Source organism: Actinotalea ferrariae, from assembly GCF_019733465.1.
Classification (GTDB): Bacteria; Actinomycetota; Actinomycetes; order Actinomycetales; family Cellulomonadaceae; genus Actinotalea; species Actinotalea ferrariae_A.
On sequence record NZ_JACVQL010000120.1, the window covers coordinates 1 to 26,588 of the forward strand.

The following is a 26,588-nucleotide window of genomic DNA, read 5'->3' on the forward strand; positions in this document are numbered from 1 at the left end:
GCCCCGGCCGACGGCGCCGCCGTCCGGCCGTCGCCCGAGGCGGGCGAGGCCGACAGGGGCGCAGCGGCCTCGGCGCCCGAGACGGTGCAGGAGGCGGGCGCCACCTCGACATCCCCCGCACCGGGCCCCGCACCCGAGCCCGCCCCCGGCTCGGTGCTCGTGGAGTTCGACGCCAACGCGACCGCCGCCGAGCGCTCCGCGGTGCTGGACCGCGTCGGTGGCGTCGTCGAGAGCGAGGTCGAGGGCACGGAGTTCGTCGTGGTCGCCATCGGCGACCAGGACCCGACCTCCGTCGCGGCGGAGCTGGACGCCGACCCGGACGTCGGCGTCGCGCAGCCGGACTACCTCCGCGCGGCAGACGTGTGGCCCGACGACCCCGCGCTCGTCACGACCTGGCCCTACCTCGACCTCACCCGCTTCCCGCGTGCGTGGGACGAGACCATCGGCCAGGGCACGGTTGTCGCCGTCCTCGACACGGGCGTCTACGCCGCGCACGAGGACCTCGTCGGGGGACTGCTCCCCGGGGTGGACTTCGTGAACCTGGACGGTGACCCGGCCGACGACAACGGCCACGGGACTTTCGTGGCCGGCGTCGTCGCCGCGACCGGGAACAACGGGCGCGGCAACGTCGGCGCCGCGCCCGGCGCGACGGTCCTGCCCATCAAGGTGCTCGACCACGCGGGCCGCGGGCGTGACTCGGTCGTGGGCGTGGGCATCGCGGAGGCGGTCGCCTCGGGTGTCGACGTCATCAACCTCTCGCTGGGCGGTGCCGACCCGTCTCCGGTGCTCCGTGCCGCCATCGAAGAGGCGGTCGCCGCCGGCGTCGTGGTCGTCGCCGCCGCCGGCAACGACCGCCGCGGCGGCCCGCAGTACCCCGCCGCGTACGCGCCCGAGATCGACGGTCTCGTCTCGGTCAGCGCGACGGACGACGACGGGACGCTGGCCGACTACTCGAGCTGGGACGACACCGTGTCCCTCGCGGCGCCCGGCACGGACATCGTGGGTCCCGGCATCGGCGCGCCCAACCGGTACGTCTCCGACAGCGGGACGTCCTTCGCCGCACCGCTCGTGAGCGGGGCGGTCGCGCTCATGCGGGCCCAGCGGCCGGGCCTCGCGCCGAGCCAGGTCGAGGAGCGGCTGCTCGCCGCCACCCGGGACGCGGGCCCGCGCGGCGTCGACCCCTTCTTCGGCCGCGGCATCCTCGACGCCGCCGCCGCACTCGGTGCCGTGCCCGCCCTCCCGCTCGACCGAGGGCTCCGCGACGACGACGGCACCGACGACGTGCCCGCCGGAGCGACGGTCCTGACCGTCGGGTCGGACCGGCGCGCAAGCGCCCGCGGCACGCTCGACCTGGACGGCGGGATCGACTGGTACCGCTACGACGCGCCGACGCCGGGCAGCTACGACATCAGCGTCGCGCCCGGGACGACCGCATCGCTCGCGCTGTTCGCGCGCGACGCCGCGGGCGACGTCGTGGCAGGCCCGGTCAGGTGGCCGCACTCCCTGCGCGTCGACGGTGCCGGTCCGTGGTGGATCGGTGTCCGCGGCGAGGCCGCCGTCGAGCCGTACGAGCGCTACGAGTTCACGGTCGCGTGGGCGATCCAACCGCCCGAGGTCCCCGTCGACTTCGGGCCCGCGCAGGTGCTCAGCCCGGACGGCACCGGGTTGGGCGGCGTCCCGACGCTCCTCGCGGACGTGACGGGCGACGGGCTGGAGGACGTCGTGACGGCGAGGTCGGTCATGGCGCCGCACCCCGGCGGCGGGACGGGGGTCGCGCCCGCGGTCGGCATCTACCCCGCGACCTCCGCGACCGGGTTCGGCGCCTACCGGGGCGTCCGGCTCGGCGCATCCATGGGCCTGGCACCCGCGCTCGCCGCCGCCGACCTCGACGGCGACGGCACCCACGAGCTCGTCGCCGGGGAGGGTGCCGACGACGGCACCTCGCGCCTGTGGCTCGTGGACGGGCGCGCCACGACGCTGACCCCGGTCCTCGCACGTGAGGGCGGCGTCCTGGGCGCGTGGTGGCAGACGACCGACCTCGACGTCGACGGCCGGGACGAGGTCCTCATGTCGACGACGTCGGGCGTGCGGGTCGTGCGGATGACGGCGGGCGTCGTCGAGGTCGTCGAGTGGCCGGCGTGGACGGCGGGGTCGGCACCCCGCCTCGCGGTGGTCGACGTCGACGCCGACGGCGACCTGGACGTCGTCGGGGGCGACCTCGGCACGCTCCTGCAGCAGGCCGACGGGTCCTTCGCCCCGGGCACGCCCGTCGCCGCGCTCGCAGGGCCCGAGCAGGTCGCGGTGGGCGACGTCACGGGTGACGGTCTCGATGACGTGGCGTTCAGCGCCGGCCGGTCGGTCCGGCTCGCCGCCGGCCTGGCCGGCGGCGGCTTCGCCGCCCCGATCGTGCTCGGTGAGACCTCCCAGGCGCCCCGGACGCTCGTGGTGACGGACGTCGACGGCGACGGCCTCCGTGACGTGCTCACGGTCGACCGCTCCCACGCGCGCGCGTTCCTGCGCAAGTCTGACGGGACCTTCCGTCCGCCGGTCGGCTCGGGGGTCACCAGCCTCGACGGACGCGCCGCGGTGCGGGACCAGGACGCCGACGGCGACGCCGACCTGCTCTTCGTCTCCTCCGCCGGCCTGGCCGTGAGCCTGCAGCTGGAGCCCACCGTCCCGAACCCGCCACCCGGGTGGGTGTGGGACGCCTCCGTGGCACGAGACGAGGTCGGCGTCGGCGTCCGGCCGACGCTCACGCTCGCGTTCCTCAACGACCTCGTCGCCGGCTCCGTCGACGCGCGCACCGTGCGTCTCGTCGACGGCACCACGGGGGGCGACGTCGCGCTGGACCGCACGTACGCCGCCGCGGACGGCGTGCTCTCGGCCACCCCGACGGCCGACCTCGTGCGGGGGCGGCACTACGAGCTCGTCGTCGCCGGGCTGCGCGACGATGACGGCGAGGTCATGACCGAGCCGTTCCGCACGTGGTTCACCGTCGCGGCCGACGGCGAGCGGTTCACGCCCGTCGCCCCTGTGCGCGTCCTGGACACGCGCTGGGGGGACGCGCCCGCACAGCCGGGGGAACCGGTCCACGTGGACCTGAGCTACGACGTGCCCGACGACGCGACGGCCGTCGTGCTCAACGTCGCCGCCGCTGCGCCGTCGTCGGTCGGCAACGTGCGCGTCTACCCCAGCACCGCGGACGGCTCGGCCCCACGCGTGGCGAACCTCAACGTGGTGCCCGGCGTCGACCAGTCGAACCTCGTCACCGTGGCCCTGAGCCCCGACGGCTGGGTCAGCCTGCTGACCGAGGGCATGTCCGCCGAGCTGATCGCGGACCTGGCCGGCTACTACAGCCCGGGCGGCGCGACGGCGTTCGTGCCGCTGTCCCCGGTCCGCGCGCTCGACATGCGGGACGGGACCGGTGGGGTCGATCCCGGCCGGCTGCAGGGCGGTGCCTGGGTCGACGTGCAGGTGACCGGCCGCAACGGCGTGCCGGCGGACGCGAGCGCCGTGGTGCTCAACCTCGCCGCGACCGGCGTCGTGGGCCGCACCCACGTCCGCGTCTACCCGACGCCCGCCGACTCCGAGGACCAGACCCCGCCCGACATCGCGAACCTCAACGCCGCCGCCGGGCGCGACCAGCCCAACCTCGTCACGGTGCGCGTCGGTGACGGCGGCAGGATCCGCCTGTACTCGCACAGCGCGGCCCTGTTCCTCGTCGCGGACCTGGCGGGCTACTACAGCCCGACGGGCGACCACGGGTTCGTGCCCCTCGAGCCGCAGCGCGTCGCGGACTCGCGGACCGGTCTCGGCCTGCCGCGCGGGCCGCTGCGCGCGGGGACGACGACCGATCTCGCGGTCACGGGTCGGGCCGGCATCCCGGCCGACGCCGCGTCGGTCGTGCTCAACGTGGCCGCGACGCAGGTCAGCCGGCTCACCCACGTCCGCGCGTTCCCGACCACGGTGCCGGCCACCCTGCCCGACGTGTCCACGCTGAACCTGGTGCCCGGACGCGACGAGTCGAACCACGCGATCGTCCGGCTGGGGCACGAGGGTCGCGTCACGTTCTACCCCCACTCGAGCGACCTGCAGCTGGTCGTCGACGCCTTCGGGTACTTCCGCAGGTGACGTCGCGGGCGGGCGGCGGGGCGTGCGATGCACCAGGATCGGCGGGTGGATCCCAGGACCGTCGTCATCACCGGGGCGTCCGACGGCATCGGTGCGGCCGCGGCGCGTGAGCTCGCGGCGCGCGGCGAGCGCGTCGTCGTCGTCGGTCGCTCACCGGAGAAGACGGCCGAGGTCGCCCGCGGCATCGGTGCGGAGCACCTGACGGCGGACTTCGCGCGCCTCGACGACGTCCGGGCGCTCGCCGACGAGCTCGCGGCGCGGGTCGACCGGATCGACGTCCTCGTCAACAACGCAGGCGGGATCTTCGGACGGCGCACCGTGACGGCCGACGGTCACGAGACGACCTTCCAGGTCAACCACCTCGCGCCGTTCCTGCTCACCCACCTCCTGCGCGACCGCCTGCGTGCGGCGGGCCGCGCGAGCGTCATCACGACGTCGAGCGTCGCGAACCGCTTCGGGCGGATCGACCTCGACGACCTCGAGAACGAGCGCGGCTACTCGCCCAACCAGGCGTACGGGAGCAGCAAGCTGGCCAACATCCTCTTCACGCGCGGGCTGCACGCGCGCGCGCACGACGACGGCGTCGCGGCCGTCGCGTTCCACCCGGGCACGGTCGCGACGAACTTCGCGTCGGCCTCGACGAGCTGGTTCCGGCTGATCTACCGCACCCCGCTGCGGCGGCTCGTGCTGACGACGGCGGAGGAGGGCGGTTCGCACCTCACGTGGTTCGTCGACGGCACCCCCGGGACCACCTGGGAGCCGGGCGCCTACTACGAGCTGCGCCGCCTCGCCGCCCCGAACCCCCAGGCCGCGGACGACGGCCTCGTCGACGAGCTCTGGCGCCGCAGCGCGGCGATGGTCGGCGTCCCCGCCTGAGGCGAGGTGCCGGGGCGCGTGCCGGCGCAGACCGGTGGCGCCGATCGGTGATCCGCCGGCTGCGGGGTGTCACAGTGGGGGGTGGACCCCGCTCCTGAGGTGAGGGGCCCTCCGGACCCCCACGTCCGGGTCGTCGACGGGTCGGACGGTCGGCACGTCTCTCGACGAAGGCATCACCCATGCCCGATGCGCCTCACGGCCACGGCCTGATGGAGCGCGAGCACGCGCTCCGCGCGCTCGCCGACGCGCTCGACGACGTCCGCGACGGCCGCGGTCGGGTGGTGCTCGTGTCCGGCGAGGCAGGCATCGGCAAGACGAGCCTCGTCGAGCACTTCCTCGCGAGGCTTCCCGGCGACGTGCGGGTGCTGCGGGGTGCGGCCGAGGACCTCGTCACCCCGAGGCCGCTGGGGCCGCTGCGCGAGATGTTCGCCGCCGCCTCCGTCGCCGGTGGGTCGGGCGTGCCGTCCGGGCTCTCCGACCACGACGCCGTGGTGGACCGGATCCTCGCCGAGACCCGGCCCGACCCGCCCGCACGGACCGCGCCACCCGTCGTCATGGTGGTGGAGGACGCGCACTGGGCGGACGAGGCGACGCTCGACGTCGTGCGGTACGTCGGCCGTCGGGTCGCACCGCTGGCACTGCTCCTGGTCGTCACGATGCGTCCCGGCGACCTCGCGGACGACCACCCCCTGCGCCGCGTGCTCGGCGCGCTGGTCGGGCCCGAGGTGGTGCGCGTCGAGCTCGAGGTCCTGTCCCCGACGGCGGTGGGGGCCATGGCGGCCGCGCGCGGCCTCGACGTCGGGCGGGTCGCGGGGCTGGGCGGCAACCCCTTCTACATCACGGAGGTGCTCCGGCACCCGTCGGCGGACGTGCCGGCGACGGTCCGGGACGCCGTCGGCGGACAGGTCGGGCGCCTCTCCCCGGCGACGCGGTCGGTCCTGGAGCTGGTCTCGGTGATCCCGCGCTCGGCCGACGTCGACCTGCTCGACGCGATCGTCGACCGGGCGCTGACGTGCCTGGAGCCGGCGGAGCGCTCGGGCCTGGTCCGCGTCGACGGTGCCCGGGTGGCGTTCCGGCACGAGCTCGCGCGCCGCGCCGTCGAGTCGATGGTGCCGCGCGGCCGCCGGCTGCACCTGAGCCGGCGGGTCCTGGCCGAGCTCGAGCGCCGCGGTGCCGACCCCAGCCTGCTGCTGCACCACGCCTCGACGGCGCAGGACCCGGCGGCGATCGCCCGATGGGCGCCTGCTGCGACACGCAGCGCCGCGCAGGGGGAGGCCCACCGCGAGACCGTCAGCGCGAGCCGCCTCGCGCTGGCGAGACCCGAGCTGCTCGACGACGGCGACCGCGCCCAGATGCACCGGCTCCAGGCGCAGGCCCTGTACGCGCTCAACCAGTTCACCGAGGCGGCCGCCCAGGCCGATGCCGCCGTCGCCTGCCACGCCGGGCCGCGAGGAGGAGTACCACCGGCGCCCGCGCTCGCGGAGGCGCTCCTCCTCGCAGCCCGCATGCAGACGATGATCGGCCGGCCCGAGCCGTCCCGGGAGCTCGCCCTCCGCGCCGAGCGGGTCCTCGAGCCGGTGGGGCCGACCCCGGCGCTCGCGGCGGCCCACGAGCTGCTGGCGAACCTCGACGTGATCGTCGGCGACGGCGACGGCGCCGTCTCGCACGGCGAGCGCGCCGTCCGGCTCGCCGCGGTGACCGACGCGCCCGACGTCGGCGCCCGGGCGACGGTGAGCGTCGCGATGGCGCGCATCGCCGCGGGCGACCTCGCCGGGCTGGACGTCCTGCGCGGGAGCGTGACCGAGCTCGGCCGCCTCGGCTGCCACGAGCACCAGGCCCGCGCGGCGTCGACGCTCGGCGTGTGCCTGATGTGGCTGGGCCGGCACCGCGAGGCCGGGCCGTGGCTGGCCCTCGCCGACGACCTGGCCCGCGACCACGGGTTCGACTTCGTCCGGTTCCACGCGCAGGCCAACCAGGCCGACCTCCTGCTCCGCGGCGGGGCGTGGACGGAGGCCGAGGCGATGCTGCGGGCGCTCCTGTCGCAGGACACCGACGCCGCGGCGCTCCGGGTCCTGCCGCTCGCCTTCCTCGGTCGGCTCCTCGCACGGCGCGGGGACCCGGCGGCCGGAGCGATGATCGACGAGGCGTGCGAGCGTGCGGTCGCGTCGGCACAGGTGCGACGCATGGCGGCCGCCTACGGCGCCGCGGTCGAGCACGCGTGGCTCTCGGAGGACCCCGTCCGGTGCGCGGACATGGCCCGTCGCCTCGCGGCGGTCGCCGAGCGCTGCCGGCTCGTCGCCGCCCGCGGCGAGGCGATGCGCTACCTCCGTCGGTGCGGGCAGGAGGCGCACACGTTCCCCGGGTGCCCCGACGGGTACGCAGCGGGCATCCGGGGCGACGCCGCGGCGGCGGCGGGTGCCTGGGCGCGCGTGGGCAACCCGTACGAGCAGGCGCTCGAGCTCGTCGAGCTGGCCGACGACGGACGCGCCGTCGAGGGTGTCCGGGTCCTCGACGGGCTCGGCGCCCTCGCGGCGGCCGACCTCGTCCGCCGACGGCTCCGGCGGGACGGCGTCGGCGCGGTCCCCGGTCGTCCGCGCGCGGAGCGCGACGGCGCCGGGCTCACGCCGCGTCAGCGCGAGATCCTCGACCTCGTCGCCGACGGCCTGAGCAGCCCGGAGATCGGCCGTCGGCTCTTCCTGTCCCGCCGCACCGTCGACAACCACGTGGCGTCCATCCTCGAGCAGCTGGGCGTGAGCAGCCGCAGGGACGCGCTCGTGGTGACGGGCCGCCGCCCCGCCCGGGCGCACGCGGTCGGGTAGTCCCGCCGCCCAAGCTGAGCAGTCACTGCTCTGAGACGGCGCACGGCGCGGTCCTTACGTTCGGGACGGCGACCCGTCCGGGCCGTCGACGAGCGGAGAGGCACGGCGATGAGCATCGGGGACGCACCACGCACGCGGAAGCAGGGCGCACGACCCGGCACGGTGCCGGCGGGCAAGGATCGCCCGGACAAGGACCGGCCGGGCAAGGACCGTCCGAACAAGGACCGGCCGGGGAAGGACCGACCGGACAAGGACCGACCGGAGAAGGACCGACCGACCACGGGCACGGTGCCCGGGGGCGGCGCCGGCGGAGCGGCGAGCGCGCCCGCCGAGGCGCGGCTCGACCCGCTGGTCATCACGGGGGCGCGGGTGCACGAGATCCGGGCCGGCTACGCGGACCACCTGGCGGTCGGCGCGTCGAACGGCTCGATCAGCGTCATCCAGGCCCGGAGCGAGCTCGACGAGCGGGCGGCGGCGCTGCAGGCGAAGCTCGTCGGTCTCGGGATCACCGACCTGGACGCCCAGGGCACGCTCGTGCTCGGCGGCGACGTCGACGTCGACCAGGGGCTGCGGACGGGCGTCCTGACGGGTCCGGTTGCCGGCACGTCGCACCCGGTCGACCTCGGGTCGGGCGTCGGCGAGTACCTGGGCCTGGCCACGCGGCGCTCGCCCGCTGCGCGCGCCCGGCGGCCCAGGCCGTCGGTCCGGGCGACCGACCGGGCGGCGGCGCTGCGCCGGACCGGCGCGTCCGGCGAGGTGAGCGCCCAGGTGGACCCGCAGCCCACGGTCGCGACGCCGCGGGTCACGCGGGTGCTGCGCATGGCGCAGGTGCCGGGGCTGGACGTGGGGGAGGCGATCATCCCGGTCGAGCACCTCCAGCTCCAGGACGGGACGGAGCTGCGCCTGGCGCGCGAGGTGCGCCACCTGACGATCCTCGCGATGCGGATGACGGTCGGCAGCAGCTGCTCGATCACGTGGGACGCCCCGGTCCGCGAGCAGCCCGCACGCGGACCGTCGGCCGCCCACGGCGTGAGCCACTCGCGGTCCACGGTGACGGCGGCGTCCGGCTACTACGCGCAGTCGGGCGGCGACGGTGGTGACGGCACCACGGGCGCGACCGGGTTCGCCGGCGAGACGGCCCCGACGGTGGAGATCTGGTGCCTGGACGCCAACCTCCTGCCGGACATCCTGCTCGCGGGCGGCGACGGCGGTCAGGGCGCGACGGGGTCCGACGGCGGGAACGGGGGTCACGGCGCGAAGGGCAGCGACTCGGAGCTCAAGGGGCTGAAGTGCGAGTCGGAGCCCGGCCACGGCGGTGACGGTGGTGACGCCGGCAACGCCGGGCAGGGCGGGGACGGGGGCAAGGGCGGCCGGGGCGGCGACGTCGTGCTCTACCTGTCCGACGCGACGCACGAGGACGTGCTCGGCAGCGGCCTGAGCCTGGACATCTCCGGCGGCGAGCACGGGGACGGAGGCGTCGGCGGGCAGCGCGGCGTGCCGGGCCTGGGCGGCGAGGCCGGCGACCCGAAGAAGCCGTGGTGCAAGGAGCGGCCCGAGCGCGCGGGCAAGGCGGGCAGCGCCGGTCTCGTCGGGAAGCCCGGTCGGCTCGGCGAGCCGGGTCAGCCCGGTCACCTGACCGCCGCCGTGATCACGGCGGCGGAGTTCCGGTCGAGGTGGGTGGCGCCCCGCATCACGACCGTCACGCCCACCCGCGCGGTGATCGGCGACGACATGACCGTGCGTGGCGCGAACTTCACGCCGCAGATGACGGTGTCGTTCGGCGGTGTCGACGCGCCGACCACGTTCCTGTCGGACACGATCCTGCAGGCCCCGCTCCCGCCGGTGCCCACCGGCTGGGTCGAGGTGCTCGTCGCGGAACCTGGTGGTGACGACAGCAACCCCGCGTCGGTCGAGGTCCTGCCGTCGCTCGGTGCGGTCGCGCCGAACCCGGCTCGTCTCGGCCAGACGGTCACGCTGGTCGGCTCGGGGTTCACCTCGGCTTCGCGGGTGCTGTTCCGCGGGCTCGAGCTCACGCCGACCACGGTCGACGGTGACGGGCAGGCCCTCACGGTCCTGCTGCCTCCGCCGCCGTCGGTGCCGTTCGAGGACTGGGGCGGCGAGACCGAGATCGCGGTGCGGGACGCGGTGGGCGTCACGTCGGCGGCGGTGCCGCTGACGCTCCGCCACGTCGTCGACTCCGGCTTCGTCGGCTCCCGCAACGCGTGGTCGTTCCTCAACGACGCCGCGAGCGTGGGGGTCGCGAACCTCGACACCTTCCGCGAGACGTACGGGGCGCTCGAGGTGGCGACGCAGTTCCTGCTGCAGCCGACGCTCACCGGCGGGTTCTTCGCCTGGTACCTGCACTTCTTCAACGGCATCCAGCCCGGCTACTCGAGCGGGTTCGCGATGACGGCCGCGGACGAGTACTGGTCGGGCAACCCGAACCTGTGGGACGACTTCACGGCGATGAGCCAGGTCGAGGACCTGCTCACCGTCGCCCAGGGCCACATCCTCAGCCAGGAGATGCTCGTGGAGCTCGCGGCCCAGGCGGCCGGCGGGACGGCGCGCGCGGAGACCAGCGTCAGCGAGGTCGCAGCGACCCTGCGGGCGATGATCCCGATGACCGTCGAGGCCAGGCGGTGGAACGCGCCGATCATGCAGCTCATGCCGGCGGGGACCATCCTCACGAACGGCTTCGTCTCGAAGCTCTACTCGAGCCACGGCCTGCTGCCGATCCGGGTCGAGTACCCGGTCGCCGGCGAGACGTGGTCGCAGCGGGCCGCGCTCTACGACAACGCGACGCCGTCGGAGATCTCCGGGACCGAGTCGTACGTGGTCGTCACGCAGGGGCGCCACGGTCCGGAGTTCGTCATCGAGCACTACGGCGCGGCTGGCGAGCACCTCGAGACGGACAGCCGCTCGAGCGCGTCGGGCTGGACGCTCAGCCACGTCTCGCTGGGTGACTCCTGGCTCTCGGACGTCACGCTGCCGCTCAACTTCGTGGTCCTCATGTCGCCGGCGACGCTCGTGGTGGCGGACCAGCGGGGGCGCCGGTTCGGCGCCGTGGGCAGCAAGCGGTGGGACGACATCCCGGGCGCGCTCCCGGCCATGGGCGCGCCGGGCCTGTACCTGCTGCCGCTCGAGGAGGACCTCGACCTCAGCATCCACGGCACGGGGACGGGCACCTACACCGTGGCCGTGGTGGCGGGGTCCCTGGGCCGGTCGGTCACCCTCGTCGACGTCCCGGTCACCGGGAGCACCGTGGACCGGCTGACGCTCCGGCACGAGCTCGGCCAGGTCGTCGTGACCACCAAGGACGACGCGAAGGAGTTCTCGCTGATGGTGGGGGCCACGGACGGGTCGATGTCGCGCGCCGTCGGCGTGCGGGACGTCTCGGTCGCGCCGGGCGCCCCGTTGTCGATCACGGCGACGAGGGACCTCGCCGAGTTCGCGATCGACAGCCCGGCCGGAGCGCGCCGGGCGGACGTCCACCTCATGGCGTCCCAGGGCACGGAGCCCTCGGCCGCCGACTTCCAGGTCGACGTCGGCGCCGGATCCGCGTTCCGGGTCACGGACTGGCGGGACCTGGGGCCGAGCAGCCTCGTGGCCGACTGAGTGCCGGCAGCATGCACCGGCAGCGACCGGGAGCACGATCGCGTCGACCGGTCGGGTGCGCACCTCGCACCCGGCCGGTGGGCCGTGCCCGCCCGTCGGTCAGGTGGTCCCCGCCGGGCGAGGGCGGGACGGGCGGCGCGCCGCCTCGAGCGCGCGGATCAGCGTCTGAGCGTCCCACGGGCCGGTGTGGCGCTGGTCGCCGACGAAGAACGTCGGCGTGCCGCGCGCGCCGCTCGCCTCGGCGTCGGCCACGTCCTCGCGGACCCGCGCGGCGTGCCGGCCCTCGGACAGGTCGCGCAGGAAGACCTCGACGTCGAGCCCGAGCTTCCCCGCGTAGCCCGCGAGGTCCTCGAGCTCGAGCTCGTCGTGGTGGGCGTAGAGCAGGTCGTGCATCTCCCAGAACCTGTCGTGCGCCGCGGCGGCCTCGGCAGCGGCGGCGGCGAGCTCGGCGTGCGGGTGGACGTCGGGCAGGGGCAGGTGGCGGAAGACGTAGCGCAGGTCGGCGCCGAAGTGCTCCCGGACCTCCTTCCCGACCCCCGTGGACCGGGCGCAGAAGGGGCACTCGAAGTCGGCGTACTCCACGAGCGTCAGGGGTGCCGAGGCGTCCCCGCGGATGCGGTCGCGCGTCGGGTCGACCGGCCGCGCGAGCGTCGTCGGCAGGCCCGCGGACGTCTCGCCGTGCAGCGCCGCCGCCAGCCGGAAGACGAGGGCGCCCACTCCCGTCGCGAGGACGACCGCCAGCAGGACGCCGACCGTCGCGTGGTCCGCGAGGTCCTCGTCCTCGAAGGCGAGCCCGATGATGAGGAGCGAGACCGTGAACCCGATGCCCGAGAGCGCGGCGCCGCCGAGCACCTGACCGGGGCCGACGCCCTGCGGCAGCCGGCCGAGCCCGAGCCGCGCACCGAGCAGCGCGAAGCCGCCGATGCCGAGCAGCTTGCCGACGACGAGCCCGAGCACGACGGCCCACGTCACCGGCGACCTCAGCGACTCGCCGAGCACGCCGCCACGCAGGTCGACGCCCGCGTTGGCCAGCGCGAACAGCGGCACGACGACGAACCCCGTCCACGGGTGCAGGACGAGCTGCACGCGCTCGTTGACCGGCACGGCCCGTGCGAGCGCGTCGCGCGCCGACCGTCCGACGACGGCCAGCGGCGACTGCCGGAAGGCGCGGAAGCGGCTCGCTGCGCCCTCGACGGCCTCCCGGCGCGGGGCGAAGGCCGGGATGAGCAGCCCGGCGACCATGCCGGCGATCGACGCGTGCAGACCGGACTCGAGCGTCGCCAGCCAGAGCGCGATCGTCACGACCACGTACGGCCACGCGCGCCAGACGCCGAGCCGGTCGAGGACCACGAGCAGGACGACGCCCGCCGCGGCGGCGGTGAGCGCGGGCAGGTGGATCGCGCCGGAGTACACGACGCCGATGACGCTGACCGCGACGACGTCGTCGACCACCGTGAGCGTGAGGAGGAAGACGCGCAGCTGGGTGGACATGGACGGTCCGACGAGCGCCAGGGTGCCGAGGAGGAATGCCGTGTCGGTGCCGATGACCACACCCCAGCCGGCCGCCGCGTCGCCCCGCGCGACGAGCAGGTAGAGCACGGTCGGGACGGCCATCCCGCCGACACCCGCGACCACCGGCAGCACGACGCGACGGCGGTCGGTCAGCTCGCCCACGGCGAGGTCGCGGCGGACCTCCATGCCGATGACGAAGAAGAAGACGGCCATGAGGGCGTCGTCGATCCAGTGCCCCAGGTCCATCCCCAGCTCGGCGTCGCCGACCCGGACCGCGAGCTCCGTGGCCCACAGGGCGTCGTACGACGCGGACCAGGGCGAGTTCGCCCACACGAGGGCGAGGACGGACGCGGCGACCAGGAGCAGGGCGCTCGCGGACTCGGTGCTGAGGAACCGGCGCAGCTGGTCGGACAGCTGGCCGGAGAGCTCGCGGCGACGGGTCTGCGCCGGCGTCCCGGCCCGCTGCGAGGTCACGTCGCCAGGCTAGGTGACGCGGCTGGGTGACGCGGCTGGGTGACGCGGTCGGGGTGACGCGGTCAGCTCGCGCGGCCGGCTGACGCGGGCGGACGGACCGGCGGCGGTTGGCGTGCCCGTCCGCGCGACCGGGCGGGCACGCCGCTGCCGGGGACCCTTGTCCGGGCACCTCCTGGACGGACACCCGTCCGATCCCGACGTCCCACGGTCCCGCGCCACCGACGCCTGCCGCGCGGGTCCTTGGTCCCGCGGACCAAAGGCTCATGTGACGGGCCGATCCCGGGCGGACAGTGGTGTCAGAGCTCGATGCGGAACCGGGCTCCCGGAACCGGCGGACGTCGCCGCGACCGGCTCGTCCTGGGAGAAGACCATGACCACCACGACTCGTCCCACCGTCCCGGCCGTGAAGACCGAGGGTGTGAAGTACCAGGAGCAGATCGTCACGAGCTCCGCGGCCCGCAAGGCGCTCGCGGTGGCGCGGATCACGATCGGCTTCACGTTCCTCTGGGCGTTCATCGACAAGGTGTTCGGCCTCGGCTTCGCGACCCCGGCCGAGCGGGCCTGGATCAACGGCGGCACCCCGGCCCAGGGCTTCATCGGCGGCATCGAGGGCCCGTTCGCCGGGTTCTTCCAGATGTTCGCCAACCCGTTCGGCGACGTGCTGTTCATGCTCGGCCTGCTCGGCATCGGCGTCGCCCTCGTCCTGGGCGCCGGCCTCAAGATCGCCGCCGTCTCGGGCACCCTGCTGATGCTCTTCATGTACCTCGCCGAGCTGCCGATCGTCCTCGGCGGCAACAACCCGGTCGTGGACTCGCACTGGCACGAGGCGCTGCTCCTGATCATCGCCGCCGTGACGCTCTCCGGTGACACCTGGGGTGTCGGCCGCACCTGGGGCCGCATCGTCGGCAACAGCTGGCTCCGCTGATCGACCTGCTGGCGCCCTGCGCCGGCAGCACCACAGCACGACGACACGAGGCAGGTCCCGCCGGGACCTGCCTCTCTCGTCGTCCCGTTGCCTCGTCGCCCCCACTCCCTCCTCGCCGCGTCCCCCGAATGTGCGGCGCACGTGACGGGTGGGACCCGTGGGACCCGTGCTGCCTCGCACGCGCACCACTCGCCTCATCGGTCACGTGCGCCGCACATCCTGGGGCGGGGACGGCACACTCGGTCCCGGGGCCGAGCGGTCCCGCCGACGACGAGCGGAGCCGCCGATGCCCGACACCTCGCAGCCCGGACCTGTGACGCGCGTGCTCGCGCCCGACGGCGTCGCGCTCGCCGTGCACGAGCTCGGGACCGGGGAGCCGCTCGTGTGCCTGCCCGGTGGGCCCATGCGCGCCTCGCGCTACCTCGGCGACCTCGGCGGGCTCTCCGGGGTCCGTCGGCTCGTGCGGCCCGACCTCCGGGGTACGGGTGCGTCGGCACCCTCGCCGGACCCGGCCGGTTACCGGACCGACCGCCTCGTCCCCGACGTCGAGGCGCTGAGGCAGCACCTGGGCCTCGACCGGATGGACGTGCTCGGCCACTCCGCGGGCGCGAGCCTCGCGATCGTCTACGCGGCCCGTCACCCGGAGCGGGTGCGGCGGCTGGTCCTCGTGACGCCGAGCCTGCGGGCGGTCGGCATCGCGGTCCCCGACGAGGACCGGCGTGCGGTCGCCGACCTGCGCGCCGACGAGCCGTGGTTCCCGGCCGCCTCGGCGGCCCTGCACGCGCTGGCCGCCGGCACCGCGACCGAGGACGACGAGGAGGCCGTCACCCCGTTCTTCTACGGCCGGTACGACGACGCTGCCCGCGCCCACCACGCCGGGGCGGCCGACGAGATGAACACCCGTGCGGCGACGGCGTCCGTGGCCGCCGGGGCGTTCGACCCGAGGCCACGAGGGCCGCCCTCGCGCGCCTCGAGGCGCCGGTGCTCGTGCTCGCCGGGGAGCTCGACGTCAACACGCCGCCGCAGCGGGTGGCCGAGCTCGCCGCGCTCGTGCCCCACGGGGAGCTCGCCGTCCAGCCGGGAGCGGGGCACTACCCCTGGCTGGACGACCCCGACGCGTTCGTACGCCTGGTCGCCGACTTCCTGGCCCGCCCGACCGGCTGACCCGTCCGCCCGCCCGGTCACCGGGTGAAGTCCGGGCGCGGGCCGTGCTCGGAGCACGCCGCGGACGCCGCCGGCGAGATCCGACCGTCGCGGCAGCGCAAGATCAGCTCGGCGGCGCCGATAGGTGGGGCAGAGGCCTTCCTGCGCACGGGACGGTCCACCGACGGAAGGCGTCCCCGCATGTCTGCACGCACGTCCATCGCACGATCGGGGCGCATCGTCGCCGCGGGCGTCGTCGTCACCGCGCTCGGCGCGGCGCCGGCGCTCGCGCTCCCGGGAGAGCCGCCCGCGTTCACGCTCGACGGCCCTTCCGGGACCATCGACACCGACTCGGTCCAGCTGACGATCGCCGACGCGACGGGCGGCGCGGAGGCGCCGGTCAGCGCCATGGTCTCGGTCAACGGCGACGACCGGCCGTGGGGCGACGTGAACCAGCCCTTCCACCTCGACGGCCTCCCGGACGACGACTACGTGGTCGTCGTCACGGTCCGGGACGCGGAGGACGAGACGGCGTCGCAGTCGGTCTCGTTCACCGTCGACACCGCTGTGGACGTCGTCGCGCCGAGCGTCGCGAACGGGGCGGTCACGCTGACCCGCGGCGCGCTGTCGTTCGACCTCGACACCCTCGTCACGCCGGGCACGGGCGAGGTCTCCGTCGACCTCCTCGAGTTCGGCCCCGACGAGCTCGGCGCGAGCTACGACTGGGAGACGCACGTCGTGACGTTCTCGCCGTGGGAGCCCGGCACGTACACCCTGGACTTCCAGGCGACCGGCCGCACCGAGGGCAACTGGGACGAGATCGACGAGACGTCCGGGGTCGGCACGCTGACCGTCGCGGTCGTCGCACCCGTCGTCTCGTTCGCGGCGAAGCCCGAGGCCAGCACGACGTCGACCTCGGCACACTTCGAGATCGCGGCGGACACCTCGGACGTCGAGGTCTCCTACGTGCTCGACCTCCCCCCGGGCCAGCAGCACGCCAGCCCCGTCCACGTCAGCGGCACGACGATCGACCTCGCGGGTCTCGCCGCCGGTCGCCACACGATCCGCGTGGTCGTGGACAACGGCGTCGTGTGGTCCGCGCTCGACTACGAGTGGGTCGTCGTCGGCACGGGCGCGCCCGTCACGCCGGCCGTGCCGGTCGCCCCGGCGCCCGCCCCTGCCCCGGCTGCCCAGCCGGTCCTCGCGTCGACGGCCATCCCGGCCTCGGTCGTCGCCCGCGGCATCCGCGCCGGTGCGTCCGGCGAGTCGGTCGCGATCATCCAGCGCGTCGTCGGCGCGACCCCCGACGGCCGCTTCGGCAAGCAGACGCGCGCCGCCGTCGTCGCCTTCCAGCGCGCGCACGGCCTCGTGCCCGACGGCATCGTCGGGCCGCTGACGTGGGCCGCCATCGTCTCCGCCGCGAACGGCGGCTCGCCCGTCGCCGCCTCGAGCTCGGCGATCCCCGCGGCGCAGGTCGCCCGGGGCATCCGTCAGGGTGCGAGGGGCACGTCGGTCGCCGTCATCCAGCGGGTCGTCGGCGCGGACGTCGACGGCCGGTTCGGCCCGCGCACCAAGGCCGCCGTCCGGTCGTGGCAGGCCGCGCACGGACTGGTCGCCGACGGCATCGTCGGCCCGCTCACGTGGGCGGCGATGACCGCGCGCTGACCGCGACAGCACTGCACGACGAGGCCGCCCCCACCGACCGGTGGGGGCGGCCTCGTCGCGTCGGAGGTCAGGCGCGCTCGCGGCGGTAGAGCGCCCGCGACCACGCGTAGCCGACCGCCCCGAGGAGCAGGCACCACCCGAGCGCCAGGACCGTCGTGGACGCGTCCGGCGCGGTGCCCGTGAGCAGGGCCCTCGTGGTCTCGATGATCGGCGTGAACGGCTGGTACTCGGCGAACCAGCGCACGGCCGCGGGCATCGTCTCGACCGGCACGAACCCGCTGCCGAGGAAGGGCAGCGCCGTGAGGAGCATCGGCGTGTTCGACGCCGTCTCCACGGACTTGGCGGCGAGGCCCATCGCGACGCACAGCCAGCTGGTCGCGAAGGCGACGACGACGACCAGCCCGAGCAGCGCGAGCCAGCCGAGCGGCCCCGCGCCGGGCCGGTACCCGAGCGCAACGGAGAGCCCGAGCACGATCACGACGGCGACCACCGCCTGGATCACCGTGCCGAGCACGGGTCCGCCGAGCACCGAGCCCGGCGCGATGGCCATCGTCCTGAAGCGGGCCATGATGCCGCTCGTCGCGTCCATCGCGGCCGTGATGGCCACGCTCTGCGCGGCGCCCACGACGGCGAACAGCAGGATCGCCGGGGTGATGTACGCGAGGTACGCGGCGCGGCCCTCCGCGCCGGGCGTGACGCCCGGCACGACGCCCGCGCCGAGCGCCCCGCCGAAGACGAAGACGAACAGCAGCAGCAGCACGATCGGGATGCCGACCGTGAAGCTGGTCAGCCCCGGGTAGCGGACGGCGCGGAGCAGGTTGCGGCGCAGCATGGTCAGGGTGTCGGCCAGCGGTCGGGCGCCGGCGCTGGGGGTGATCGTGGCGGCGGTCATCGGGCCACCTCCTCGGTGGTCGTGGCGGACTGGGCGGACGCCGAGGCGCCGGCGGACGCCTCGGTGGAGGGCTCGGTGAGCCGCAGGAAGACGTCGTCGAGCGTGCCGGCGTCGTGGGTCGCCTTGAGGTCGGCGGGCGTGCCATCGGCCACGATGCGGCCACGGTCGAGCACCGCGACGCGGTGGGCGAGCCGGTCCGCCTCCTCGAGGTACTGGGTGGTGAGCAGGATCGTGGTGCCGGCCGCGGCGAGCGCGGTGACCTCGTCCCACAGGGTGCGGCGGCTGCGCGGGTCGAGGCCCGTGGTCGGCTCGTCGAGGAACACGACCGACGGCGAGCCGACGAGCGTCATCGCGAGGTCGAGCTTGCGCCGCATCCCGCCGGACCAGGTCGCGACGGGCTTGCGGGCCGCATCGGCGATGCCGAACTGCTCCAGGAGCGCGTCGACGCGCTGGCGGCCGGCGCGCTTGCCCAGGTGGTGCAGCGACGCCATGAGCCGCAGGTTCTCGACGCCCGTGAGCAGGTCGTCGACCGCGGACATCTGGCCCGTGACGCCGATGGCCGCGCGGACCGCCTCGGGGGCGCCGACGACGTCGTGGCCCGCGACGCGCACCGTGCCGGCGTCGGGGCGCAGCAGCGTGGACAAGACGCCGACGGTCGTGGTCTTGCCGGCGCCGTTGGGCCCGAGGAGGGCGGTGATGGTGCCGGCGGCGACCGTGAGGTCGACGCCGTCGAGCACCGTCTGGTCGCCGAAGGACTTGCGCAGGCCCCGGATCTCGATCGCGGGACTGGTTCCGGGCATGGGGTACCTCCGTGATGGGTCGGTGAGCGGGAACGAGCGGGAAGAGGGCGCGCCGGATCGACGCGTGTGCGCGGAGCGGTCGAGCGGGTGTGGAGCAGGTCGTCCCGTGCGGAGCGGGAGGGAGGACGGAGGAGCGGGTGCGCCGGGCCGTCAGGTCCGGTGGATGGTGATGTCGCCGTAGCCGGTCCGGGCGTGGACCTCCACGGTGCTGTCGGCGGGTCCGGGGTCGTCGACGGCGTCGAGCGCGGTGCGCACGGTGCCGTAGCTCGAGCTGACGTCGAGCCAGGCCGCGGTCCCGCCCCGGATCCCGACGTCGATGCCGCCCACCGCGGTCTTGAGCGTCAGCGCCCCGCGTGAGGCGGCCAGCACCCTGACGTCGCCGTTGGCGGACCGGGCGTCGACGCCGCCCCCTGCCTCGTCGACCGTGACGTCGCCGTTCGCGGCGCGCACGTGGACGTCGCCGGCGACGGACCCGAGCCAGGTCGAGCCGTCCGAGCTCTTGACCACCGCCGTACCGTCGACGGTGCCGAGCCGCACCGCCCCTGAGCCGGTGACCACGGAGGCGGGCCCCGTCGCACGATCGACCGTGACGTCGCCCATGCCGGTGGTGAGCCGGGCGGCGCCGACCTGCTCGCACCGCAGCTCGCCCATCCCGGTCTTGAGCGTGGTCTCGCCGAGCCGGCCCGTCGCCGTGAGCGGCCCGAGCGCGGCGGTGGCGCGCAGCGTCGAGCCGGCCGGGACGCGGAGGACGACGTCGACCGAGCTGCCCTTGCCGAAGAGCGAGAAGCGCTGCGGCGCCCGCACGACGAGCGTCCCGTCGGTGTGCTCGACGCGGGTCTGCTCGGCGTCGCGCACGTCGACGGCGCGGTGCGGGTCCGACGGGAGCACCTCGACGACGGTGTCCGTGCGGTCGGACGCCTCGACGCGCACGGCGCCGGCGGCGATCTCGACCTGGATCGACAGGGGTCCGGGAGTGGTGAACGTGGGCATGTCGGCCTCCTCTCAGCGGACCCAGCCGGTGTACCGCTGCCCGCCCGAGGCAGTGCGGTGCGCCGAGCGCTGCCCGGTCGTGTCGCGCGTGAGCGCGGCGGACGTGGCCCGGACGAGCCAGGCGTTGACCGAGAGACCGTCGGCCGCGGCGGCCTCCTCGACGCGCGTCTTGAGCGACTCGGGGAGGCGCAGGTTGATGCGCGAGGTCACGTCGTCCTCGGACTGCCCGGGGGCGGGCGGTACCGGGGCTGCGGCGGACGTGGCCGGGGCGTCGTCGGCGAAGCTGTGCTCGGCCGGGGCGGGGGTCACGACGAACTCGGGGTCGACGCCGCGCAGCCGCAGCTCGACCGACCCGGGGGCCAGGTCCCTCGTGATGTCGGCGGCGGCGGCGGAGAGCGCGGCGAGCAGGACGAGCCGCGCGCCGGACTCGAGCGGTGCCCCGAGGCGCTCGGCGAGCGCTCGCGCCTCGTCGCCCCCCGCCTCGGCCGCCGTCGCGAGGTCGCGGCGCAGCTGGTCGACATACGGTGTCAGGTCCATGACGCCACTGTGGCACCACTGTGGCGCCATCGCAAGTGCCACTGTGTGCCAAGCGTCGGCGAAGCCGGACATTTCACCCTGTTCAGGACATGTACAACGGTCCTACGCTCGCCGGTGTGTGACATGGCTCACACCCGCGCCAGAGATCGCGTCCGATGCTCATGGCTGCGAGGCGGGTCCGACAGCAAGGGAGCTGTGATGGCCGGTCAGGTGTACGCCCTGCTCGTGGGGATCGACGACTACCCGGCGCCCGTCCCGCGCCTGCGCGGCTGCGTCAACGACGTCACGACGCTGCGCGACCTGCTCCGCGCGCGGGTCGGTGACGGCCTCCACGAGCGCATGCTCCTCGACGCGGAGGCGACCCGCGAGGGCCTGCGCACCGCGTTCACCGAGCACCTCGGCCAGGCAGGCCCGGGCGACGTCGCGCTGCTGTGCTACAGCGGGCACGGCTCGCAGCAGCGCGTCCCGGACGAGCTCCTCGGCGGCGAGGGGGACCGGCTCGACGAGACGCTCGTGCTCCACGACAGCCGCGTCGGCGACGGGCACGACCTGGCCGACAAGGAGCTCGGCGCGTGGGTCGCGGCGGTCGCCGACGCCGGCCCGCACGTGGTCGTGGTCCTCGACTGCTGCCACTCGGGCAGCGGCACCCGCGCCGTCGACGAGGACGGCGAGCGCGAGCGCCGGGCGCCGACGGACGACCGCCCGCGCTCGCTCGAGAGCTACCGCGAGGTGCTCGAGGCGGTGTCCGTTCTCGAGGGCGGCACCCTGCCGGCCGACGACGGCGCGCCGGGCGCGCGCGCCGCGGGCGGGGCGCTCGACGGACCGAGCGGGTGGGCGCAGCCCCGCGCGCCGCACGTGCTCCTGGCCGCGTGCCGCTCGACCGAGACGGCCAAGGAGCTGCAGATCGGCGGACGCGCGCGGGGCGTGCTGAGCGCCGCGCTCGAGACGGCGCTCAGCGGCTCGGGCACGCCCACCTACCGCGAGCTGCACCGCTTCGTCGTCGCGCAGGCGCACAGCCGGGTGCGGCAGCAGAACCCGCAGCTCGAGACCACCCGCGCCGAGGACCTCGAGCTGCCCTTCCTCGGCGGCGCGGTCAGCGCGCGGCCGACGTTGTTCGTCCTCAGCCACGAGGTCCCCGCGGGCTGGGTGCTGGACGGCGGCTCGCTGCACGGCATCCCGGCGCCCGTGGGCGAGGAGACCACCCATCTCGCGGTCCCGGCGGAGGCCGAGGCCGACGAGGGACAGGCCGGTTCCCCGGCAGCCCCGCTGGCCGAGGTGGCGGTCACGGCGGTCGAGCCCGGACGCTCCCGGGTGCGCGTGGAGCCCGAGGGGGCGCTCGACCGTGCGCGGACCTACCGCGCCGTGGTCACGGCGCTGCCCCTGCCGCCGGTCCGCGTGGTCCTCAGCGGAGACGCCGCGGCTGTCGACGCCCTCCGCGCCGTGCTGCCGGGGGAGCCGGGGTCCGATCGTGCCTCGCTCGTGCGCGAGACCACCCACCCCGACGCCGAGCTGTCGGTCGAGGCCACGCCGTCGGGCTACCGCGTCGGCCGACCGGGCTCGGCCCGCGCCCTCGTCGCGCCCGTCGACGGCTCGGGAGCGGACGCGGCTGGACGCACGGCGCTCGTGCTCGAGCACCTCGCGCGGTGGACGCGTGTCGCGGGCCTGAGGAACCCGGCCACGGCGCTCACGGGCGCGGTCCGCGTCCGGCTCGCGCTCGACGTCGGCTCGCTCCCGGCCGGCCAGGGGACGGGGGATGCGCTCCACGCGTCGCCCGACGGCGTGCTGCTCGCGCGGTACGCGCGCGACGCCGACGGCACCGAGCACCCGCCGCCCCTCACGCTCACCCTCGAGAACACGAGCAGCCGCCCGCTGTGGTGCGCGGTCGTGGACCTCCCCGGCACGTACGGCATCTCGGCCGACGCCATGCCGGCCGGCGCCGTCGAGCTGGCGCCGGGCGCCGTGGAGCGCCTCGACCTGGTCGGCGAGGTCCCGGACCACCTCTGGGAGCGGGGCGTGCACGAGCTCGACGACCTCATCAAGGTCGTCGTGAGCACCGACGAGTTCGACCCGCGGAGCCTCACGCTCCCGGACCTCGACGTCGGGCGCCGCGAGGCCCTCCCGGTGGTGCGCGACGTCGGGGAGCCCACCTCGACGCTCGACCGCCTGCTCCAGCGCTCCGGCACGCGGCAGATCCGGCCGCGGCCCAAGGCGGACGAGCGGCGGTCGGACTGGACGACGGTGGACGTGCTGCTCCGGGTCGAGCGACCGCCGGCGGGCGTGCCGATCGGCCGCGACGCGGCGAGCGAGCTGGGGGCGGGCGTCGCGCTCCTGCCGCACCCGGCGCTGCGAGGCGCGGCGTCGCTCGAGTCGAGCGTCCTGGCGACGCGCGACGTCGGCGCACCCGCGCTGCCCGCGGTGCTGCGCGACGCCCCCGACGAGAGCCAGCCCTTCCCCCTGACGGCCACGCGCGGGGACACCGACGCCCTCGACACGCTGGCACTGACGGGGGTGTCCGCCGAGGACGCCGCCCGGGTGACCGAGGGCGAGCCGCTGCGGCTGCGCCTCGACGCGGACCTCGGCGCCGACGAGCACCTGCTGCCGTTCGCGTGGGACGGCGAGTACTACGTGCCGCTCGGCGCCGTGCGCCGCGACGACGCCGGCACGGAGGTGGTGATCGAGCGCCTCCCGCGGCCGGTCGTCACCGAGCGGGACCTCGTCGGGTCGATCAAGATCCTCTTCCGCAAGCTCGTCGGGAAGCGCATCGGCCTCCCGTACACCTACCCGCTCCTGCGCCGCGCGGTGGTCGAGGACGGCGCGCTCCGGTACGACGGCGACCGCGCGGCGATCACGGCCGCCGTCGGGCGCGCGCAGGCCGTCCTGCTCTACGTGCACGGCATCATCGGCGACACCGCGGGCATGGCGCTCAGCTCGGGGCACACCTCGCTCGACCCGCCGCCGCCGCTGCTCGCGGGCCGGTACGACGTCGTCCTCACGTTCGACTACGAGAACATCCACACCCCGATCGGCGAGAACGCGCGGAGCCTCGGCACCGCCCTCGCCGGCGTCGGGCTCGACGGGGCGGGCCTGCAGCGGCTCGACGTCGTCGCGCACTCGATGGGCGGCCTCGTCTCGCGGCACTTCATCGAGCTCGGCGGCGGCGCGACGGTCGTGGACCGGCTCGTGACGCTCGGGACGCCCAACGGCGGGTCGCCGTGGCCGACGGTCCAGAAGTACGCGACCGCCGCGCTCACGCTCGGCCTCAACGGGCTCACCTCGGTCGCGTGGCCGGTAGCCGTGCTCTCGACGCTCATGGGGGCGCTCGAGAAGGTCGACGTCGCGCTGGACGAGATGGAGCCCGGCTCCGGCCTGGTGTCGCTGCTCGCCGGCGCGCCGGACCCGGGGGTCCCGTACACCGTGCTGGTGGGCACCCGCTCGGTCAGCGCCCCCGTCCCGCCCGACGGCGGCTGGCTCCGGCAGCTGCTCGCCCGGGTGCACCCCCTCGCCCTCGTGGACGCGCTGATCGACCAGGTCTTCGCGGGGCTCGCCAACGACATCGCCGTGAGCGTGCCGAGCGGCAAGGCGCTCCCGACGGACCGCTCGCCGGCGCCGGCCGTGCACGAGGTGCCCAGCGACCACATGTCCTACTTCCAGAACCCGGAGGCGCTCACCCGCCTGGCCGAGGCGCTCGCGCCGTGGGGTCCCGCGGTGGCCGTCGCGGGGGAGGGGACCACGGACGGCGCGAGCACGGGCGGCTGAGCCGCACCGCCCATGGACGCGCAGGTGATCGACCTCGACGTGCGGGTCGTCCCCGACGGTGAGGGCTTCCGCGCGGTCGTGCGGTGCGACGCGATCGACTCGGGGACGAGCGGCGCGTTCGTCCCGCCGGTGACCGCCGAGGTGCTCGAGGCGTTCGCGGACGGGCTCCGCAGCGCGCAGGGTCGGCACATCCGGCCGGCCGGGGCGCAGGTGCTCGACGTGCAGGACCAGGCCGACGCCATCGGACGCGCCCTCTTCGAGGGACTCTTCGACCGCGACGCCGTGCGCGTGCTCACGCGCGCGCAGGACGAGGCGCGTGACGCCGGCGCCCTCCTGCGGCTGCGGCTCATGCTCGACGACGCGCCGTCGGTCGCGCGCCTGCCGTGGGAGCTGCTCCTGGACGGCAGCCGGTACCTCGTGCACACCGCCGACGAGTTCGTCGTCCGGTACGCCGACCTCGACCGCCCGCCGCCGCGCGTGCAGCGGGGCGACCGGCTGCGCGTGCTCGTCGTCGCGGCCACCCCGGACGGCCTGACCCGGCTCGACGTCGACCGCGAGCACGCGGGCCTCGTGCAGGCGCTCGCCCCGCTCTCCGACGACGTCGACCTGCACCGGCTCGAGCAGCCGACGCTGCCGGCGCTGGGTGCGGCGCTCGAGCAGGAGTGGCACGTCCTGCACGTCATCGGGCACGGCGAGGTCCGCGACGAGGGCGGCGTCATGGTGCTCGAGCACCCGGACGGCTCGCCCGACGAGGTGGACGCCGCCGTGCTGGGCCGGCTCGTCGCGGGCTCGCCGACCCTGCGCCTCGCGGTGCTCAACGGCTGCAGCACGGCGGCCCTGCCCCTGCACCGGCCCCAGGCCGGCGTCGCGCAGGCCCTCGTGCGCAGCGGCGTCGCGGCGGCCGTCGCGATGCAGTTCCCGATCACGGACCGGGGCGCGATCGAGTTCGCCGCCGGCCTCTACGAGGGGCTGGCCCGCGGCGACCTCGTCGACCAGGCGGTGGCCCGCGGCCGGCGCCGCCTGCTGCGCGGACCCGAGTGGGTGACCCCGGTGCTCGTCACGCGGACCGGTGCGCGGCTCTTCGAGCCCCCGACGCCCGAGCCGGACACCGACGCCGACGCCGCGCCTGCGGCCCCTCGCGCGCTGCGCCCACGGGACCGCGTGCCGCACGGCGTCGTGCCGGCCGTGCTCCAGCCGCGTGGCTGGGTGGTCGACGAGGTGGCCGACTGGCTCGCGTCGGACTCGCGCCTGCTGCTGCTCACCGGCGCGCACGGCACGGGCAAGTCCGTGCTCGCGGCCTGGCTCGCGGGCCAGGACCCCGAGCAGCCCGTCGACGCGGACCTCCCGGAGGGCGTCCGGAGCGGGCTCGCCGCGGTCCGCGAGGGGTGGGACGCCGTCCTCATGAGCACGGCGGCGCTCGCGGGCGGGTCGATGGACCCGCGGTCGTTCGTGCGCGACCTCGCCGAGCAGCTGGCCGCCACGGTGCGGCGCTGGCCCGCGGGCCCCGACCCCGCGGACGCGAGCCTCAGCCACCTCTCGGTGCGCGAGCTCTACCAGGTGCTGCTCGCCCAGCCGCTCGCCGCCGCCCTCGCCGAGCCGGGCACCGGACCGGTCCTGCTGCTGGTGGACGGGCTCGACGAGGCGGGCGCCGGTCCCGAGCCGACGACGCTCGCGCTGCTTGCGGCGCTCGCGGAGCTCACGGTGCCCGGGGTCACGGCGCCCGTGCGCATGCTGCTCGCGGGGCCCGACGACGGCGCGCTCGTCCGCCCGTTCCACGCGGTGCGCGACGTCCGCCGGCTCGACCTCTCGCGCGCCGAGCACCGCGCGCAGGTGGACGAGGACGTCCGGGCCTTCGTGACCGGCCGGCTCGCCGGGCACGGCGTCGCGCCGGACGTGGTCGACCAGGTCACGCGCACGGCGGCGGGCAACTTCCTCGTCGCCCACCACGCCGTCGAGCTGCTGCGCGCCGAGCCGGGGACGACCCCGGCCGAGCTCGAGCTCCCCGGCGACCTCGACGAGTCCTACGACCAGCACGTGCGCCGCGTGCTCGAGCGCGTGCACGGCGAGACGTGGAGCGAGCAGTGGGAGGCGACCGTCGAGCCGCTCCTCGGCGTGCTCGCCGTCGCGCGCGCGCCGGTCGCGCGCGACGCCCTGCTGACGTGGCTCGACTGGAGCGTGCCGCGCCTCAGCGTGGTCCTCGACCAGCTCCAGCAGCTCGTCGTGTGCGACGCCGAGGGCTGCCGGCTGACGCACCCGGCGCTCGGCGCGATGCTGCGCCGGCCGGCGCTCGCGTCCGGGCGCCCGAACGGCCTCCTCGTCGACGTCCGGGCGGCGCACCGTCGCGTCGTCGAGGCCGCGGCCGCGCTGGACGACGCGGCCCTCGCGCGTCCCGACGTCGTCGGCGGCGCCTACCCGCTGGTCCACGCGCCCTGGCACCTCGCGCAGCTGCGCGC

14 protein-coding genes and 1 pseudogene are annotated in these 26,588 nt (G+C 75.7%); 10 read left to right on the top strand and 5 right to left on the bottom strand.

Annotation, left to right across the window (positions count from 1 at the left end; genetic code table 11):
* The 4 genes from ICW40_RS10630 to ICW40_RS10645 form a co-directional block, all read left to right on the top strand.
* Nucleotides 1-4,131 (top strand): S8 family serine peptidase (locus tag ICW40_RS10630; protein ID WP_221653800.1); only part of this gene is annotated, 4,131 nt, incomplete at its 5' end.
* Between the two features lie 45 nt (nt 4,132-4,176).
* Nucleotides 4,177-5,007: an SDR family NAD(P)-dependent oxidoreductase gene (locus ICW40_RS10635; RefSeq protein WP_308121740.1), complete on the top strand. Its 831-nt coding sequence runs from the start codon at nt 4,177-4,179 to the stop codon at nt 5,005-5,007.
* A gap of 179 nt (nt 5,008-5,186) precedes the next feature.
* Nucleotides 5,187-7,826, top strand: a complete 2,640-nt coding sequence (locus ICW40_RS10640) for an ATP-binding protein (protein ID WP_221653802.1) — start codon at nt 5,187-5,189, stop codon at nt 7,824-7,826.
* A gap of 108 nt (nt 7,827-7,934) precedes the next feature.
* Nucleotides 7,935-11,441: an IPT/TIG domain-containing protein gene (locus tag ICW40_RS10645; RefSeq protein WP_221653803.1), complete on the top strand. Its 3,507-nt coding sequence runs from the start codon at nt 7,935-7,937 to the stop codon at nt 11,439-11,441.
* A 99-nt stretch (nt 11,442-11,540) separates the two neighbouring features.
* On the opposite strand, the gene nhaA is transcribed toward ICW40_RS10645, so the two are convergent.
* Nucleotides 11,541-13,427: a Na+/H+ antiporter NhaA gene (gene nhaA, locus ICW40_RS10650; protein ID WP_221653804.1), complete on the bottom strand. Its 1,887-nt coding sequence runs from the start codon at nt 13,425-13,427 to the stop codon at nt 11,541-11,543.
* A gap of 370 nt (nt 13,428-13,797) precedes the next feature.
* Here nhaA and ICW40_RS10655 point away from each other — a divergent pair, with 370 nt between their 5' ends.
* The 4 genes and pseudogenes from ICW40_RS10655 to ICW40_RS10665 all read left to right on the top strand — a co-directional run bounded on the left by ICW40_RS10655 (nt 13,798) and on the right by ICW40_RS10665 (nt 17,160).
* Nucleotides 13,798-14,352 (top strand): DoxX family protein, encoded by a 555-nt coding sequence (locus tag ICW40_RS10655; protein ID WP_260459076.1) that lies wholly within the window; start codon nt 13,798-13,800, stop codon nt 14,350-14,352.
* 403 nt (nt 14,353-14,755) lie between these two features.
* Nucleotides 14,756-15,022: pseudogene (locus ICW40_RS20955) on the top strand (alpha/beta fold hydrolase); the annotation flags it as partial.
* Nucleotides 15,023-15,339: 317 nt separating this feature from the next.
* Nucleotides 15,340-15,516: an alpha/beta fold hydrolase gene (locus tag ICW40_RS20960; protein ID WP_308121741.1), complete on the top strand. Its 177-nt coding sequence runs from the start codon at nt 15,340-15,342 to the stop codon at nt 15,514-15,516.
* Nucleotides 15,517-15,696: 180 nt separating this feature from the next.
* On the top strand, nt 15,697-17,160 hold the full coding sequence (locus ICW40_RS10665; protein ID WP_221653806.1) for a peptidoglycan-binding domain-containing protein: 1,464 nt from the start codon (nt 15,697-15,699) through the stop codon (nt 17,158-17,160).
* Nucleotides 17,161-17,227: 67 nt separating this feature from the next.
* Here the strand turns inward: ICW40_RS10665 and ICW40_RS10670 are convergent, their stop codons facing one another.
* From ICW40_RS10670 to ICW40_RS10685, 4 genes are all read right to left on the bottom strand, one after another.
* A complete protein-coding gene (locus ICW40_RS10670) occupies nt 17,228-18,052 on the bottom strand; it encodes an ABC transporter permease (protein ID WP_221653807.1) in 825 nt (274 codons plus the stop codon).
* Nucleotides 18,049-18,852, bottom strand: a complete 804-nt coding sequence (locus tag ICW40_RS10675) for an ABC transporter ATP-binding protein (RefSeq protein WP_221653808.1) — start codon at nt 18,850-18,852, stop codon at nt 18,049-18,051. The genes ICW40_RS10670 and ICW40_RS10675 overlap by 4 nt, the downstream gene beginning before the upstream one ends.
* A 150-nt stretch (nt 18,853-19,002) precedes the next feature.
* Nucleotides 19,003-19,842, bottom strand: a complete 840-nt coding sequence (locus tag ICW40_RS10680) for a DUF4097 family beta strand repeat-containing protein (RefSeq protein ID WP_221653809.1) — start codon at nt 19,840-19,842, stop codon at nt 19,003-19,005.
* 12 nt (nt 19,843-19,854) lie between these two features.
* Complete coding sequence (locus ICW40_RS10685) at nt 19,855-20,379, bottom strand: toxin-antitoxin system HicB family antitoxin (RefSeq protein WP_221653810.1); 525 nt, start codon at nt 20,377-20,379, stop codon at nt 19,855-19,857.
* Between the two features lie 198 nt (nt 20,380-20,577).
* On the opposite strand from ICW40_RS10685, the gene ICW40_RS10690 reads away from it, so the two are divergent.
* Together ICW40_RS10690 and ICW40_RS10695 are read left to right on the top strand one after the other, a co-directional pair.
* Nucleotides 20,578-24,135 (top strand): caspase family protein, encoded by a 3,558-nt coding sequence (locus ICW40_RS10690; protein ID WP_221653811.1) that lies wholly within the window; start codon nt 20,578-20,580, stop codon nt 24,133-24,135.
* A gap of 12 nt (nt 24,136-24,147) precedes the next feature.
* The coding region (locus ICW40_RS10695; RefSeq protein ID WP_221653812.1) for a CHAT domain-containing protein at nt 24,148-26,588 on the top strand (2,441 nt) is incomplete at its 3' end.